Annotated in this window: 13 protein-coding genes; 8 read left to right on the top strand and 5 right to left on the bottom strand. The window is 39.9% G+C overall.

Annotation, left to right across the window (positions count from 1 at the left end):
- The first annotated feature begins 141 nt into the window (after positions 1 to 141).
- Positions 142 to 2,682, top strand: coding sequence for a M1 family metallopeptidase (locus EKM65_RS01230; protein WP_125604688.1), 2,541 nt, complete (start codon positions 142 to 144; stop codon positions 2,680 to 2,682).
- A gap of 100 nt (positions 2,683 to 2,782) precedes the next feature.
- On the opposite strand, the gene EKM65_RS01225 is transcribed toward EKM65_RS01230, so the two are convergent.
- A complete protein-coding gene (locus EKM65_RS01225) occupies positions 2,783 to 3,778 on the bottom strand; it encodes a tRNA dihydrouridine synthase (RefSeq protein ID WP_125604686.1) in 996 nt (331 codons plus the stop codon).
- 99 nt (positions 3,779 to 3,877) lie between these two features.
- A complete protein-coding gene (locus EKM65_RS01220; protein WP_125604684.1) occupies positions 3,878 to 4,315 on the bottom strand; it encodes a MarR family winged helix-turn-helix transcriptional regulator in 438 nt (145 codons plus the stop codon).
- A gap of 185 nt (positions 4,316 to 4,500) precedes the next feature.
- Between EKM65_RS01220 and alsS the strand changes: the two genes are divergently transcribed.
- The 5 genes from alsS to EKM65_RS01195 all read left to right on the top strand — a co-directional run bounded on the left by alsS (position 4,501) and on the right by EKM65_RS01195 (position 9,100).
- A complete protein-coding gene (gene alsS, locus EKM65_RS01215) occupies positions 4,501 to 6,180 on the top strand; it encodes an acetolactate synthase AlsS (protein ID WP_125604682.1) in 1,680 nt (559 codons plus the stop codon).
- A gap of 23 nt (positions 6,181 to 6,203) precedes the next feature.
- Positions 6,204 to 6,917, top strand: a complete 714-nt coding sequence (budA, locus tag EKM65_RS01210) for an acetolactate decarboxylase (protein WP_191987306.1) — start codon at positions 6,204 to 6,206, stop codon at positions 6,915 to 6,917.
- A gap of 139 nt (positions 6,918 to 7,056) precedes the next feature.
- A complete protein-coding gene (locus tag EKM65_RS01205) occupies positions 7,057 to 7,497 on the top strand; it encodes a hypothetical protein (RefSeq protein WP_125604678.1) in 441 nt (146 codons plus the stop codon).
- Between the two features lie 371 nt (positions 7,498 to 7,868).
- Positions 7,869 to 8,627, top strand: a complete 759-nt coding sequence (locus EKM65_RS01200; RefSeq protein WP_125604845.1) for a threonine/serine exporter family protein — start codon at positions 7,869 to 7,871, stop codon at positions 8,625 to 8,627.
- A gap of 8 nt (positions 8,628 to 8,635) precedes the next feature.
- The gene (locus EKM65_RS01195) at positions 8,636 to 9,100 is read left to right on the top strand and encodes a threonine/serine exporter family protein (protein ID WP_125604676.1); all 465 of its coding nucleotides are present in this window, start codon (positions 8,636 to 8,638) and stop codon (positions 9,098 to 9,100) included.
- Between the two features lie 530 nt (positions 9,101 to 9,630).
- Here the strand turns inward: EKM65_RS01195 and EKM65_RS01190 are convergent.
- Positions 9,631 to 11,175: a multicopper oxidase family protein gene (locus EKM65_RS01190; protein WP_125604674.1), complete on the bottom strand. Its 1,545-nt coding sequence runs from the start codon at positions 11,173 to 11,175 to the stop codon at positions 9,631 to 9,633.
- A gap of 664 nt (positions 11,176 to 11,839) precedes the next feature.
- Complete coding sequence (locus tag EKM65_RS01185) at positions 11,840 to 13,426, bottom strand: ABC transporter ATP-binding protein (RefSeq protein WP_125604672.1); 1,587 nt, start codon at positions 13,424 to 13,426, stop codon at positions 11,840 to 11,842.
- Between the two features lie 97 nt (positions 13,427 to 13,523).
- On the opposite strand from EKM65_RS01185, the gene EKM65_RS01180 reads away from it, so the two are divergent.
- On the top strand, positions 13,524 to 14,393 hold the full coding sequence (locus EKM65_RS01180; RefSeq protein WP_125604670.1) for a helix-turn-helix domain-containing protein: 870 nt from the start codon (positions 13,524 to 13,526) through the stop codon (positions 14,391 to 14,393).
- Positions 14,394 to 15,012: 619 nt separating this feature from the next.
- Here EKM65_RS01180 and EKM65_RS01175 read toward each other — a convergent pair.
- Positions 15,013 to 15,882, bottom strand: a complete 870-nt coding sequence (locus tag EKM65_RS01175; protein ID WP_125604668.1) for a LysR family transcriptional regulator — start codon at positions 15,880 to 15,882, stop codon at positions 15,013 to 15,015.
- Between the two features lie 245 nt (positions 15,883 to 16,127).
- Here EKM65_RS01175 and EKM65_RS01170 point away from each other — a divergent pair, with 245 nt between their 5' ends.
- Complete coding sequence (locus EKM65_RS01170; protein ID WP_318531106.1) at positions 16,128 to 17,774, top strand: malolactic enzyme; 1,647 nt, start codon at positions 16,128 to 16,130, stop codon at positions 17,772 to 17,774.
- Positions 17,775 to 17,800 lie beyond the last annotated feature (26 nt).

Below are 17,800 nucleotides of genomic sequence, written 5' to 3'. Positions count from 1 at the left end.
TTAGGAGGCGCAACTTGACTTTTACTCGATTTTCTATGGCAGTTTGCTTTGTCCTTGGCTGATACCATGAACGATGTAAATAGCGAAGTGACGGTGAAAACATTATAATAAAAATGAACGACACATAACAGGAGGTAACTCATGACAGAAGCAACCCATTTTTACGAATTATTTAAGCCAGAACATTATGACTTGATGATTAAGATCGACCGGCAAAAGAAATTAATTACTGGTACATCAACAATTACCGGCGCAGCGATTCAATCAAAAATTGCCATTCACCAAAAGTTCTTGACGATTGAATCAGTTAAGATTGGTAACCGAGATGTGCCATTCGCGCTTGATGATACCAGTGATGCAATTCGGATCGAATTGCCCCAAAGTGGTGCCGTCACAATGACAATTGCTTATTCAGCACCATTAACAGATACGATGATGGGTATTTATCCATCGTACTATGAATTAGACGGTGTTAAACAAGAGCTTATTGGCACACAATTCGAAGCGGCGTCCGCACGACAAGCCTTTCCCTGTATTGATGAACCAGAAGCTAAGGCAACTTTTGATCTGGCCATTAAATATGATGAGCAACCTGGTGAAACAATTCTAGCTAACATGCCAGAAAATCGTGTTGAAAATGGGATTCATTATTTCGACACGACGATGCGAATGTCAACGTACTTGCTGGCCTTTGCATTTGGTGATTTACAAAGCAAACAAACTGAAACAAAGAGCGGTGTTAAAATTGGTGTCTTCACTACTAAAGCACACGCGCTAAATGAATTAGATTTCCCATTAGATATTGCCAAACGAGCAATTGAGTTTTTCGAGGACTTCTATCAAACACCATATCCATTACCACATTCATGGCAGTTAGCATTACCAGATTTTTCTGCTGGCGCTATGGAGAATTGGGGCTTGGTTACTTATCGGGAATCATATTTACTCTTTGATCCAGACAATGCCTCGATGGCAACTAAGCAACATGTTGCCACAACTGTTACACATGAATTGGCCCATCAATGGTTTGGCGATCTAGTGACGATGAAGTGGTGGGACGATCTTTGGCTAAATGAAAGTTTTGCTAACATGATGGAATACGTGGCAGTTGATGCCTTAGAACCGACGTGGCAAGCTTGGGAAACATTCCAAACACTTGAAGTACCGCGAGCATTGCAACGTGATGCAACCGACGGTGTTCAATCTGTTCATGTTCAGGTGGAAAATCCGGCAGAAATTGCGGCTATTTTTGATAGTGCGATTGTTTACGCCAAAGGGTCACGAATGTTAGTCATGGTTCGTTCGTTAATTGGCAACGAGGCTTTACGTGAAGGGTTGAAAAATTATTTTGCTGCTCATCATTATGGTAATGCAACAGGTGCTGATTTGTGGCAAGCACTAGAAGATGCCTCTGGACAAAAGATTGGTTCAATGATGGATTCATGGTTGGAACAACCAGGGTATCCTGTTGTTACGGCAGCTGTTGTTGACGGACAATTAACATTAAGCCAAAAGCAATTCTTCATTGGCGCGGGGAAGGATGAGGGCCGTTTGTGGCAGATTCCTTTGAATGGTAATTATGAAGAAGCACCAACAATTATGCGTGACGTAACAGTACAATTAGGCGATTATCACACTTTACGCCAGAATAATGGTCAAGCGTTCCGCTTAAATGTCGGTAACAACTCACACTTTATCGTGAAGTATGATGACACTTTAATGGCTGATATCATGGCTGAGGTTGATTCATATGATGCCATTGCACAATTGCAGATTATTCAAGATATGCGTTTGTTAGCGGAGGGACGCCAAATTTCCTTTGCTGCTGCTTTACCGTTATTACGCCGTTTTGCTAATAGCCAATCAGCAATCGTGATTACTGGCCTGTATCGTTTAGCCAACGATTTACAACAATTTGTCACAGTGGATAGTGCTGAAGAAAAAAACTTGCAAACTTTCTTTGGCGAATTAAGTGCTAAACAAGTTGAACGTCTCGGTTGCGTAAATCGTGCTGAAGATAGCGCAGACGATTTGGTTATTCGTCCAGCAATTTTGAAAGCAGCGTTATATGCTAAGAACCAAGTGGCATTGGCTGGTACTCATGACTTATTTATGACCAACCAAGATAACTTAGCCGCTTTACCAGCAGAGGTTCGGGCACTAGTCATGACTAACGAAGTGAGAAATTATGGTAATGCTGACTTGTTTGCTCAACTATTGACCACTTATGCGAAATCTAGTGATGCCAGTTTCAAGACCGATCTTCAAGTTGCCTTAACCAGTACTACGGATGCGCAATTCATCGAGCAGCTTATTGTTGCTTTAGAGAACCCCGCTATGATTAAACCTCAGGATTTACGTGCGTGGGTCCCAGCACTGCTTAATAATGATGCCGCACAACAAGCTACGTGGGATTGGCTGCAAAGTGATTGGCGTTGGCTTGAAAAGACAGTCGGTGGTGGTATGGGCTTTACCACTTACGTTAATGCTGTTGGTCAGGCCTTCAAGACACAGGCGCGTTTGGTTGAATATCAACAATTCTTCGGGCCAAAGATTAATACGCCAGGCTTAACTCGAGAAATTCTAATGGATAAGAAAGTTATTGAAGCGCGAGTTGATTTGATTAAAAGTGAAAAAGCGATTGTGAATGCGGCTATTGCCCAGGAAATAACACCTAAATAAAGTTATTTATAAAGTACTGCAACAGTTCACAGTAAAGGGGCTAAATCCATTTTTTGGATTTAGCCCCTTTATTTTTGGTTCTTTGTATTTTAGCAGATTGTTATTTGAGAATTTCGCTCTGATTTAAAAGATACCGAACATCGTCGGTCGATTTTGCATCCATTAATTGCGCCCGCAAATCAGCTGAATGAGGAATTCGTTTCACATAGATCTTAAAGAAACGTTTCAACGATGGGAACCTTGGTGAATCATAGCGTGTAGCGAAGTCATCGAATAAATCTAATTGTAATCGTAATAGATCAATCAACTCGGCAGTAGTATGTTGATGAGGATGTTCTTCAAAAGCAAATGGATTATTGAAAATACCGCGGCCAATCATAACGCCGTCAACACCAGGATGTTCAGCGGCTAACTGATTAGCGGCGTCACGATCACTGACATCGCCATTAATTGCCAGCAATGTATTAGGAGCAAACTCATCGCGCATTTTTACTAATTCATCAATCAATTCATAATGTGCGGGGACCTTGCTCATTTCTTGTCGGGTTCGAACATGAACAGTAAGTACTTGAATTTCTTGGTGTAGCAAAAAAGGAATCCAGTCTGCAAATTCACTTGTTTCACTATAACCAAGACGAGTTTTAACACTAACAGGTAAGCCGGCCTCTTTAGTGGCGGCGATGACTGCAGCAGCATCGTCCGGATGACGAATTAAATCACTACCACCATGGTTTTTGATGACCGTAGCGTCTGGACAGCCCATATTAATGTCAATGGCCTGGTAACCGCGTTCCTTAACAGCAAAGGCTGCCTTGCGAAAGGCTTCAGCTTGATTACCCCAAAGTTGAATCACTGGTTTCAATTTTTCTTGATCAGAAATGTAGAGCCGACCTTGTGCAGAGAATTTAGCCAGTGGGTGGGTTACGCTTAACGCGTTAACGAATTCAGTATTAATAACGTCGGGTGCAGCTGCAGCTTCAACGACCTGACGAAAAACAGCGTTAGTGACAGCTTCCATAGGGGCTAGACTTAAGAATGATCGCTGTTCTTGATGAGTTTTGTCTGCAATTTGCTGCCAGTATGGGGACAGTTCCAAGATGTAAGACTCCTTGCTAAATTAAAAATTATTAATTAATTTTACCACGAAATTGAATGGCAGCAAGCTTAGTGGTCTGAAGTTCGTGCGATACAACAATTATTTCTTAGCATTATTATTGTAGCCAGTAATTTGTTCAACAACAGTTCGAATGCTGCTCATTAAAGGACTATCAGGGTTAATGCCGGTTTCAGCAAACTTATCTGCCCACCATTGTTCACGAATATGACGTAGTTGTGGGATGAGACTGCGGCCCAAATCAGTCAGATTAATCGTAACGGACTTGCCTTTGCCACTACCTTTGCTTAAATAGTTTAATTTTTGTATTCGATCGATCTCGCGGGCAGTTAAGCTTTTATCGATCACGAGACGTTCGGAAATTTCCTGTTGGTTAATATTAGGATGATCATTAACTGTTAATAAAATGCAGGTAGCAGTTGGATTTAAACTTAATTCTTTAAACAAGCTCCCTGTGTCTTTATAATATTGGCGATGTAAGATTGAAATATCCTGAGCAAGATTGCCTAGACTGTCCATATAAATGCCTCCAAAAAGTAGTGCCAGTTTATTTTGCGATTCCACGAATTAACTATAGAATAGCGTAACGTATCTTAGTTGACAATTCAACATACTCGCGATATTCTATTTTAGTTGACAATTCAACATGATAATGCAACATACAAAAACTAACTAACCTGTTTTTTGATTTGGGGGATTTTTTTATGACTAAAAGTAAAATGAACGGTGCTAAGGCCATTACACAATCACTAATCAATCACGATGTTAAATACGTGTTTGGCATTCCTGGGGCTAAAGTTGATCAATTATTTGATGATCTTCAATATAGTGATGATCCAAAAGCACCACGGTTAATCATTGTTCGGCACGAACAAAATGCCGCTTTTATGGCCAGTGGTATTGGTCGCTTAACTGGCAAACCAGGAATTGTCGCCGTAACTTCTGGCCCCGGCGTAACGAATTTAACGACTGGCCTAGTTACTGCCACAGCAGAAAACGATCCCATTGTTGCCATTGGTGGTCAGGTTAAGCGTGATGATTTAGCACGGTTAACTCATCAGAGTATTGCTAATACAGCTTTAATGGCACCCACAACTAAATTTACCGCTGAAATTCAAGATGCAAATAATTTATCTGAAGCTTTTTCCAACGCTTATCAAATTTCGATGCAAGCAAAAAAAGGCGCTACTTTCCTTTCGGTACCGCAAAACGTCTTGAGTGATTCTGTTACTCGACCAGTCATGAAAGCACCCAAACCAGTTCATCAAGGTGTGCCTGACCCAACTGATTTGAAGCAACTAGCAGATGCCATTCGTTCAGCTAAATTGCCAGTAATTTTGGCGGGAATGCGGGCTTCTGATGATGAAACAGCTGCTGGAATTCGTCACTTTTTGAAGAAAATTCCGTTACCAGTTGTTGAAACATATCAAAGTGCCGGAATTATTGCACACGATTTGGAAGATTCCTATTTCGGTCGAGTTGGCTTATTCCGCAATCAACCAGGCGATTTACTTTTGAAGCAGAGTGATTTAGTGATTGCGATTGGTTATGATCCGATTGAATATGAAGCTCGTAATTGGAATCATGATCGTCAAGGACAAGTGATTAACTTGGACAGTGTTTTACCAGAGTTAACTGCCGATTATCAACCTGATTTAATTTTACAAGGTAATATTGCGACTTCTTTAGAGGCTGTTAGCAATGCGTTTGCTTTGGGCTTCACGTTATCTCCAGAGACGAATCAATATTTAAACGGCTTACGTCATAAGCTAGAGAAGCGTGACGTACCACCTGCTACAGAAAATCCAGATTTAGTTCATCCACTAAGTATTGTTCAAGAATTGCAACAACGTGTTGATGATTCGATGACGGTAACTGTTGATGTTGGTAGTCATTACATTTGGATGGCGTGTCATTTTCGTAGTTATGAACCACGTCATTTGTTATTTAGCAATGGGATGCAAACATTAGGGGTTGCTTTACCTTGGGCGATTTCGGCAGCTTTAGTTCGTCCTAATACACAAATCGTCTCTGTTTCTGGCGATGGTGGTTTTCTTTTCTCTGGTCAAGAATTAGAGACGGCTGTTCGGGAACATTTAAATATTGTGCAATTAATTTGGAATGATGGTTATTATGACATGGTTCGTTTCCAAGAGCGGACCAAGTATGGTCGTGAATCTGGCGTGAAATTTGGGCCAGTTGATTTTGCCAAGTATGCGGAGAGTTTCGGTGCTACTGGGCTGCGTGTTGATCGTGATCATTCATTAGGCGCTGTCTTGGATCAAGCGTTTGCCACGGAAGGCCCGGTTGTTGTCGATATTCCGGTTGATTACGCGGATAATGCTGTATTAGCGAAGGAAATGTTACCCGATAAATTTAACTAGGGTTAAGTTAAGGAGCGACAATTTTGATCGATAAAAAAACGTTATATCAGCACAGTACCTTAGCAACTTTAGTTCCCGGACTATTAAAAGGAACGTTGAAGATGAGTGAACTGCTGCAACATGGTGATACTGGTATTGGCACTGGCGAAGGGTTAGATGGTGAATTAATTATTCTTGATGGACAACCTTATCAGGTGCGAAGTACTGGCGAAGTTAAGGCTGTATCTGCAAACTTTACAGTACCATTTGCTAATGCACATTTTGCGGACTTCAAGTCTTTATTTGCCGTGAATCATTTAGCTGGCAAGCAACTGGAAACACAAATTTTGGCGGCAACACATTATCAAAATATTTTTTTTGCTGTTAAAGTGAGTGGCCGTTTTAAAAAGATACAAACGCGAGCAGTTGCTAAGTCAGAATCACCCTATCCAACTTTATTAGCAACTGCTAAAGCACAAAAGATTTTTAATGCTGAAGATATTGAAGGTACATTAATTAGTTATTATGCGCCGCAACTATTTAATGGTGTGGCAGTCGGCGGTTATCATAGCCATTTTTTAGCCGCTGGTTACGGTTTTGGTGGGCATGTGTTAGATTATACGATTAATGACGCAGAAGTGCAGGTGCAGGCTTTTACGACCTTAGAACAGCATTTCCCACTTGATGACCCAGAATTTATGGCACATGATTTTGCGGCCGATAACATTGCTAACGATATTGAACAAGCGGAGAAATAACGATTAGATTTTTGAATGATGTCATTGTTTTGTGGCGCTGTTTTTTGCTAACGCGATCTTGAGATAGTGATAATTAGAACTGTTAGGTTGTGGTTCTTCGCGCTTGCGCAAAGGTTGCTTATGGAATGTGGTGAGTACCGTGGCGGCAAATAAATACTTGTCGCTGGAACGTAGTGGGCATCGATTTGAGCCGATTGAAAGGCAAATCGTCTCAAATACGAGCCTTAATGTAAGCAATAAATTGCTAACATTAATGTCACTACTGAGCGGTATTTATTTGCCGCCATTAGACAAGCAAGATGACAACCTTTGCGTAAGCGCTGAATTGACGTGTGGTTGGACTGCTTCTGATTTTGAGAAGTACAAACTTGAAGTTAAATCACACCACTATATCTTTTTAGTCAGTGCCGGAGGGAAATCGCGGTCAGCCGCGGAATTCTTGTTAATGGTTTACCATTTACAAGAAAGCTTGAGTTTGAGACGAATTGGGCTTAATTCGGCTCAAACCAAGCTCGCAGCGTTCCACCAGCGCATTTCCCGCAGGCACGAAGAATCGCGACATAGCAATTTTAGGACTTAGTACTTATAGCAAAGTCCACAATTAAGACGAATTAAATTTTATTTGGCTCAAACCAAGCTCGCAGCGTTCCACCAGCGCATTTCCCGCAGGCATGAAGAACCGCGACATAGCAATTTTCGGATTTGATCAGATTAATAAGGACCGTATTGAAAACCAATCAGTTTTATCATCAAAGAAATGTTAATCGATTTATTTAGTGACCACAGTAAAAATATTTTACTGTGGTCTTTTTTATCCGCACAAATGCGATTTTTTTTGTTACACTTTGAGTTAGAATATTATTGCCAGCTCAGTGACTAGAAGGTTGTTGAATTGGTGCTAGGTGAAACGGGGGTTATGCGGTGAGAGATGCGCAAACGATTGTAGCAGAAATGGCGTCGGAGCGGATTCAGTTAGTGATTGACACGTGCTTGTTAGCTGGACGAATTATGATTGAGAGCGGTTCGGAAATGTATCGGGTTGAAGATACAATTACGCGCATCGCTCATAACGCGGGTGTTGAAAATAGTGTGATTTACACAACACCGACAGGACTATTCTTTAGTGTTAAAGGTTCAGCCGTTTCTGAATTGCGGCAGATCAATTCGCGTACCATTAACTTAGAAAAAGTGCAGCGAGTGAATACATTATCAAGAAAGTTCGCTGAAAAACAAATTTCACTACGCGAGTTACACGATGCTTTGGAAGATGTTGATCAGAATACGCCGCTTTTTCCGTTATGGTTACAATTTTTGGCCTCGGTTGTGGTCAGCTCGACAATGATGATTTTGTTTTCGGGTGTTTATGATTGGAACGATCTGATTATTAGCGGTGTAATTGGTGGCCTTGGGTTTCTAGCTAACTATTACATCAATATTTGGACGCGAGTTAAATTCTTGAGCGAATTAGTAGCAGCATTTTTGGTCGGTTTTATTGCGTACTTGGCGGTACAATTGCACCTTGGGCAAAATATTAATAATGTTTTAATAGGTGCCATTATGCCGCTAGTTCCCGGGGTTCCGCTTACGAATGCGTTGCGAGATATGTTTGCCGGGCATCTAATGACTGGAACATTGCGTGCGCTTGAGGCGGGAATGACAGCGTGTGCGATTGGTGCAGGTATTGGCTTAGCGTTTAGAATTTTCTTTTAGGTGAAACTATGACAATTTGGATGGAACTGATTGTGCAAACAACGTTCAGTTATGTAGGAACGATTGCCTTTGCTATTATGATTAATATTCCACGTCGAGCGCTGAATGCGTGCGGCTGGTGCGGGCTAGCGGGTTGGCTGACCTTTTGGAGCCTGTATAGAATTGGCAGTGGCCGCATGGTCGCCAATGTCATGGGTTCGTTGGTGTTAGGTTTAATGGGCCTTTATTTTGCACGTAAGAAAAAAATGCCCGCAATCCTATTTAATATTCCTGGAATTGTGCCCTTAGTTCCAGGCGCGACTGCTTATCAAGCTGTTTATGAAATGGTACTAGGCAGTGTTAGTAAGGCGGCCATTTATACCTTTAGGGTGTTGTTGGTTGCAGGTGCAATTGCCGTTGGGTTTATGTTGACGTCGTTATTCAGTGAAATCACGACCAAAATTCGACAATATCGAACCTCTATTAAACCGTGAATAGATGTGTTATAATAACTTCATGCGATGAGTCGTATACCTCGTTTTACGAGATGAGTGGGATATCTACTGCTTTTAGCAGCTCACCGGATTTGTGAGTCGATATGTTTAGGGAATGTTGTGGAGCAGAACCTAAATGCTTAATCTTAGATTAAGTATCACGCGAAAAGGTTGGAACATTTTGTTCCAACCTTTTTTGTATGCAATCGTAAAAAAATAACTACTCCGAGAAAGCTATTGGTACTAGCGTTCTTTAGAGTGGTTATTTTATTTCTGATGACGTCATTGTCGTGATATTTTTTATGATTTGCAAGTGCTATGTCAAACAAATTCAAACGGTGTTAAAAGTGAGCGATATTTTCTCAGTTAGACGCAAATAGCCGCTGTTTTAGAATAGTTTGTTTAAATTATGCCACTAGGCTTTTGCCGAGATTTTTTTACAGCTGGTGAATCAATTTTGTAAAGAATGCCATTCTATTTGTGACCAGTTGTTTACAGCTCGTTTCAAAATCAGAGGCACTTAAGAAAGCTTACATCTTCATGCCCATTTTATCATAAGAGTCCATTCCGGCCATCCATAAATCCTTGACGTCGATGCCACGTTCTTTAGCAAAGGCGTTGGCTAATGTATCCATGTCCATTAACTTGTAGGTTTGCGGATGATCTGGATCAAAGGCCTCGATTTGGGCCATCATGCCACCATCTTCGTGTTCAATAATGTGGCAGTGATACATATAAACACCAGGAAGAGTGAACCAGACTTTAATGCGAACAGTTTCGCCAGGGTTAATGCCAACGGTATCTTTGAAACCATGTTCGTTCGGATAAGGTTCATGTCCATTCCGTGCCAAAACTAAAAATTGACAGCCGTGCATGTGGAATGGATGAACCATCCCGCCTTCCATATCATTCGTGTTGTGAATTTCCCAAATCGCGACATCGCCGATTTTTTGTGTGGCGTCGATTCGTTGCATGTCGAACTTCTTACCATCCAACATCACTTCTTCATCCATACCAGACATAATCACTTTTTTAATGGGTAGATTAGTTGTTGGTTCAGGATTAGGAATATCAACTAAATGAGCGGGAATAACGGTGTTGTCGGGTTCATAGTCGCCAATTCTAAAGTGTACAATTGGAACATCATCGGAGTATAACGTCACCACATCGCCGTTATGATAATTGCCAAAATCAACAATAATTTCCGCGCGTTCCGCACAAGTTAGCATCAATTTTGTCATCTTAACGGGTGCTGGTAGAATACCGCCGTCGGAACCAATTTGAGTGAAAGCTAAATCATCACTGAAGTGCAAGCGCCATTCACGCCGATTAGCGCCGTCTAAAATTCGCAGGCGAACCTTTTGCGTGGTGACATCAAAGTAAGGGTTAACGGTACCATCAATCAAAGCAGTGGGTCCTTGAACGCCATCAGGATCATAATCAGCACGATAATCCCATTGATTATGTTCGTGGAAGCGCCGATCCTGTAAGACTAGCGGAATGTCATCGACGCCGTAATGACGTGGGAAGGGTAACTTAGCCTCAACATCATCCTGAACAATTGTCATGGCCGCTAAACCATGCCAAACTTGTTCAGCGGTTGATGGACATGGATGAGCGTGCAACCAAGTTGTTGCTGCGGGTTGATCCAAAGTGAAGTCAATGTGTTTTGTTTCGCCAGGATAAACAGGGGCGTGACAACCGCCATCAGTAATTGGGCCAGAAACATTTAAGCCATGCCAGTGGAATGTCGTTAATTCTGGTAACTCGTTTTTTAGCGTAATGTGAATGTGTTTGCCCTTTTTAAAGACGGGTGTTTTTCCTAGTAGACTAGTATTATAACCCCAAGTTTTAGTTGGTTCACCTGGTAAAAGTTGTGTTTCACCAGCCTGAGCAATTAACGTATAATAAGTATCCGTTTCAGTTTCTTGATCGGGTTGTAATAGTGGGGGTACCTTTAAACGTTGTTCGGGAACTTTCATCCGTTCCAACGGGACGTAGCCGCCATCGTGCGTGTTATATGCGGGCTCATCAAAGAAATAATCTGTATAAACTTTATCGGTTTCTTCAGACATTGCCATTCCTCCTCATTGATAATTATTAGAATGATTCTAATTATCAAGTTTAACTTAATTATACCGCAAGTCGACTTTGATGTATGGTGGAATGATTAGAAAATTCGGGCTTTTAGTTTACTGATAGAGTTTGTCATGATTCTTATGTTACTATTCTTCGTGCCTACGGGAAATACGCTGGTGGAACGCTGCTAGCATTGGTTTGAGCCGAATGAAACCCAATTCGTCTCAAACGCAAGCTTTGTTGTAAGTGGTAAACCACCAACAACAATGCCGCGGCTGACCGCGATTTCCCTCCGGCACTGACAAATGAGCCGAAGTGTAATTTAACTTCAAGTTCGCACTTCTCAAATTCAAAGATGGTTTGACCACTTGGCTGCCCACTTAGACGCAAAGTTGCCATCGGTTGTGAAATTGTTGACAGAAAATAAAATGATGGTTAAAAAAGTAAAAAGACGTCAACTATGACGTCTTTTATTATCTAAAATCTAAACTATTCTTATATTTCTAGTTTATTTATTATTAAAAAAATCTTGATGCCTATTATTCTTTTTGCCTAAAAGTTTGTTAGTAGCTTTTTTTGAAATATCTACTTTTCTATTTCACAATTGATGACTGCATGTATATAAACTCTCATCTTGCGGTTTTTCCCACCAACAACCGCTTAAAGTTCGACAACGTCTGTTAGCTGGCTTCTTGTTTTGTCTGTAAGTGTATGGGTGATCATAATAACTGTTCTATCTTTATCTGCAAGTAATGTGTCTTCAATTTGTTGTGCACTCTCAGCATCAATTCCAGCCGTTACTTCATCAATGATCAAGATTGGCTTATCAAAAGTCAAGGCGCGAGCCAAAGCTAATTTTTGCCGTTGACCGCCAGAAAGATTCTGTCCATGCTCTGACAAGAGCGTCTCGGTTGTTGTAAACTTGTCTATTCCAAGAAATGATACTGCTGAGTTTAGTAGGCTTTTAGCCTTTTGAACACCTAATGTAATATTTTCTTCAACTGATTCGTTAAATATATATGACTTCTGCTCTACTAATTCAATTTTTGAATTCAAACTTGGCGTGGAGAGCGACTGAAGTTCTTGATCATCGATCTTGATACTCCCACCATAATCATTAATTCGACCACTGATCAAGTTAATCAATGTCGACTTGCCCACGCCACTTTTGCCAACAATCGCATATTTACCACCTTTTTCAAAACGATAAGAGAGGTCTTTAATCACAGACTTATCAGTGGTATATCCATAGCTAAGGTGATCAAGTGTTAATGCTGTATCAAAGTCTCCTACTTGTGGTGTTGTTGTATCAATGCTTCGGTCTGGTTTGATATCCTTTTTAAGAATTGCAGATACTGATTGTATCTTGAAAATATCACTGATTACTTTACTTAAGTTACTAAAAACAATACCAGAAATCTGACCACTGGAAGAGATAACCCCAATGGAGAAATATCCGCCTAATACAAGAAAACTAGTCAATGCTGTTGTTGCCATTTGTGCAAAAACGCTGAGAAGACCCATCAGCAACTCGATTAACCCTGTACGTCGCGTATAAGTAACTTGCTGAGCACCTTGTTCATCTGATGCCATTGCAATTCTTTTCGTCAATGCACTACCAATATTATGAGAGAAAAATACGGAAAATCCAGCAATCGTATCTTCTATTTGTGCAAGAAGTCGACTATTTGCTTTTGAAATTCGGGTGGTTTCACGCTCCATAAACTTGCCAAACAAATTAGGTACGACCATTGTGACTGCAGCCAGTAAAATAGTTACCAACGCCAGCGAATAATGATAGAAGAACAATGCACCAGCCGATAGGATCAATACGGCACTGCTTCCAATCAAATCAAACATTGTTTGTAGCCCATTAGTCTCGATTAAGTTCACATCGTTGGTCAACCAAGAGACGTACTCGTTATGATCAACTTTCTGATAATCTGGAATAGAAATTCCATTAAGACCTTCCGCAATTTTCATTCGTAATTCGTTGGCGACTTTCCGAACAATTTGTGCTTGCAGCAGCGAATTGACATAATTCAGGCTTAGTGTGATCACCCAAAACATAATTGTAAGCAGTAACCAATGAATTAAAGCGTTCACGTCATGCGTTACTAAAGAATCGGTAAGTGGAGCTAATGTAAGAGAACTAGCGACACTACTAATTGCCATAGCAATGATGAACATAAAAGATAATGCTGTTAATCCTTTGTGATTTGTAAGTAGTTTAAATGTTGATTTCATAATAATTATCTCCTCTTTTGATATTCGTTAACAAAAGTATATGTGCTATAATATCGAAAACGAAATTAGTTTCGAATAAGAAAAAGAGGATCAAGATATGAAAAATATAGGAAAAACAATTCGAGATCTTCGAGAAAGTAAAGGGATTAGTCAAACTCAGCTAAGCAACGGTATTCTGTCAAAGGCGCAGATGTCCAAATTTGAAAACGGTCTAACAACGGTTAGTGCCGATAAACTAATTGCAATGCTTGAACAACTTCACATTACACTTGCAGAATTTGGACACATCTTAAATAATCAAAATCAACAATATGAACGTGAAATATTAGCTGATATTACCAAAGCAATTATTAACGAAAATAACGGCCAAGCTAATTTGGTCCGAGAACGTGCAGAACAACATCTTTTAAAGCAACCAGGCTTATACAACCATTTAATGCTGATAATGGTAAATGCCATGATTTGCTCCATGAATGATCAGGAGCTAAATAAAAAAGATATCGCATTTCTTTCTGATTACCTTTTCAGAGTAGAAGAGTGGACGCGTTATGAATTAATTCTCTTTGGAAATACAATGTCTGTTTTACCATTAACTACTGTTAACGCTTTAACTCGTGAGTTAGCTATTAAAACAGAAGACGCACGTGAATTGGAATCAAATTTAACCTTAATTGTTAATTTACTTTACAACGCTGTAGAACTTGATTTAATTGCTGAAGACGAAAAATCAGCTAACACATTTTTACGAATTATGAAAAATATTAATGTGGGTGAAGAGTTAATATCTGAACGATATCTCATTGCGTATGCACAAGCACTTTATAACTATCGTGTTGATCCGAGCACAGACCACGAATCTAAGATTGATCGGCTCTTAGAAGTGCAGAAATTGATAAATTCTAATGATTTTTATCTTTTTTATAAAGGTCAGGCTGATATTTTCAAAAAGGAAACAAAAAAGCCATGATATACTTCACCTGCTAATATTGTCTTCGTAAAGTTCATATGTTTTGTACCATCCTAATTTATTGGGTTAGCCAATATAGATAGGGGGAGAGGACGATTTCTAAAAAGATAAATGCTAGTCCACAATATCTATGGCTACTATTATTGATATCAAGATTTAAACATATAGAAAAAGAAAAGAGGAGATAGGACATCATATGTAGCGATCTGATAGTCTATAGACAATTCGCTATCATGTCATGATAATATGTACTACAAAGATGTTGTAACCATGAAATTTATAAATTGACTCCTTAATTTTTCAAAAATGGCAATTCTTCTACGCGTATAGAAGAATTGCCATTTTATTATCCTGAGCTAATGATAATCAACGGGTAATTTGTTGTCTCACTCGCTTCACGATCTAAAGATACTAAAGAGGTGGCTCTCAACGTATTTCAATGCTGAGAGTTTTTGATAGAAAAAATTTCACTTAGTAATGAAGTTATTTTTAGTAATATATCTTACAGCAAGGTCTGACTTGAAGACAATTTGCTTTAATTAGCTTCAAGAAGGCCCGTCACATGCCAGCGTCAAATCGCAACGACAACGCACGATATCTATTACGAAGCAGCACAAACTCATCTTGCAAAAACATCAATCAATTGTTGCTGCGTTGGTGTTAGTAAAGTTGAGTTGCGATAAACTAAGGAAATAACAAACTTTGGTAAATGTTCGTCAGTTAAATCAAGGGCGCATAAATCGTCGCTAGGCGCGATGGCTGTTTCCGTTAGTAGGCTAATTCCCATTCCCTGGGCTACTAAACGTTTTAGCAGTTCAACATCGTTGACTTGGTAAACAATCATCGGTGAAATATGTTGTGTAGCCGTTAATTGATCAAAAACTTGGCGATGTACAAATCCGTCGCCTAAAACTAGAAAAGGTTCGTTTTGTAGCGATGCAAAAGCGATCTTTTTTTGTTGGGCTAATGGGGAGTTCTTGGCAACGATAATCTTGAAATCATCTTGGGCTAAAACTTGTGATTGTAATTGAGCCGTCCGAATTGGTGCCAGCGAGCCTAATAGTGATAGATCTAACTCACCTTTTTTTAACCGGGCCAATAAATCGTTGGAGCCGGCCTCAATGGTTCTTAATCCAGTTAATAATTGTTCACTCAATAATTGATCAACAAATTTTAAGAAATAATAGTTAGCAATAATTGGTGGTAACCCAAACTTGGTCACTTTTTCCCGAGCACTAACTAGATCTAATTGGGCGATATTTAATTCATTAATGACGACTTTAATGTGGCGATCGAATTGTAAACCATTAGGTGTGATGATAATTTGCTGATGAACGTTGCGATCGACTAGAGAAACGGCGAATTCTTCTTCTAATCGCTTAATGGCATAGGAAATTGTTGGTTGACTGACTTGGAAATGTTCAGCGACTTTACTGTAACTCTTTAGTTCGACTAATTTGTCGAAGTAAATCATATCTTGAAGTTTCATTTTAATCCCCCCAGAAAATTAGCCTAAATTTTTAAAAAATACAAAAAAATTTTCAAAGAATATTTTATTGAAAAAAACTGATCATTAATAAACGTGCTAAAAATACTATTATAGCGCAGTTTGCACTCTCGTTATAAACAAAATTTATAGTCACTACAGCTTTTGACTATAAATTTAGTGACGCTCTACAATGACGTTGCAAAACAAAATTAGTACGATTTAGCCAAATAAAAATTGAGGAGATTATCAAAATGAAACAATCAGCTCAAGAAATTATGAATAATCCATTTTTAAATAAAGGAACAGCCTTCACGCAGGCAGAACGCGACAACTTCGGGTTGGCTGGCTTAGTTCCTAGCCAGATTCAAACTATTGATGAACAATCAGAACAAGCCTATGCCCAGTATCAGACTAAAACTTCTATGTTAGAAAAGCGAATTTTTTTGATGTCAATCTTCAATGAAAATCGTGTTTTATTCTATCACTTGTTTAGCCAGCATATCGCTGAATTCATGCCCGTCGTTTACGATCCAACAATTGCCGATACAATTGAGAATTACAGTGCGCTTTTTGTTCAACCACAAAATGCAGCTTTCCTCTCAATTGATCAACCAGATAAAATTGAATCAATTTTAAAGAACGCTGCTAGCGATCGTAAAATTCGTTTAATTGTTGTGACCGATGGTGAAGGTATTCTTGGGATTGGTGACTGGGGTGTACAAGGTGTCGACATTTCTGTTGGTAAATTGATGGTTTACACCGCCGCTGCCGGGATTGATCCTAGTGAAGTTTTGCCCGTTTCTCTTGATGTGGGCACCAATCGGCAGAGTTTGTTAGCAGATCCTTTGTATTTAGGTAACCGTCATGAACGTGTTCGCGGTCAACGTTACGAAGCATTTGTTGATCAGTTCGTGCGTGCCGCAGAGAAGTTATTCCCCAATGTTTATTTGCATTTTGAAGATTTCGGTCGTAGTACTGCTGCTAAAATTCTCAAGAAGTATCAACAAGATAACGTCGTCTTTAACGATGATATTCAAGGTACAGGTATTATTGTGTTGGCTTCAGTTTTAGGCGCTTTAAACATTTCTAAGCAAAAGATTACGGATCAAGTTTACCTATGCTTTGGTGCTGGCACTGCTGGTGCTGGGATAACGTCACGGGTGATGGCAGAAATGATTCAGGCTGGGCTTTCTGAAGAAGAAGCACGTGCACATTTCTACATGGTTGACAAACAAGGTTTATTGTTTGATGACATGACTGACTTAACACCTGAGCAAAAGCCGTTTGCTAGAAAACGTCAGGAATTTGCTAATGCTGCTGAATTAACCAACTTAGCTGCTGTTGTTAAGGCAATTCACCCCACAATCTTAGTCGGTACCTCAACACAACCCGGCACATTCGATGAAGAAGTTGTTAAAGAAATGGCTGCCCATACTCAACGACCAATTATCTTACCATTATCTAATCCAACGAAGTTAGCTGAGGCTAAAGCCGCTGATTTAATTAAGTGGACTGATGGTCGGGCCCTTGTTGCAACAGGGATTCCAACAGATCCAATTGATTATAACGGCGTTACGTATGAAATCGGTCAGGCTAACAACGCTTTGGTTTATCCTGGACTAGGATTAGGTGTGATTGCTTCAACCGCTAAAGTTTTAAACGACCGGACGATTAGTAAAGCTGCTCATTCACTCGGCGGGATTGTTGATCCTGAACAAGCTGGTGCTGCAATTTTACCTCCCGTTTCAAAGCTAGATGCTTTCTCACAAACTGTTGCGCAAGCCGTTGCCGAGGATGTTTTGGCACAAGGCTTGAATCGTGAACCAATTGCTGATGCAAAATTCGCCGTTGCTAACGAAAAATGGGTGCCAGAGTACGCAAATTTAGACTAAAAGGCTCGTTTAAAAAATAGATTGTA

It is taken from the genome of Lapidilactobacillus bayanensis (assembly GCF_003946695.1).
Lineage (GTDB): Bacteria > Bacillota > Bacilli > Lactobacillales > Lactobacillaceae > Lapidilactobacillus > Lapidilactobacillus bayanensis.
This window is presented reverse-complemented; position numbering and strand designations above follow the sequence as displayed.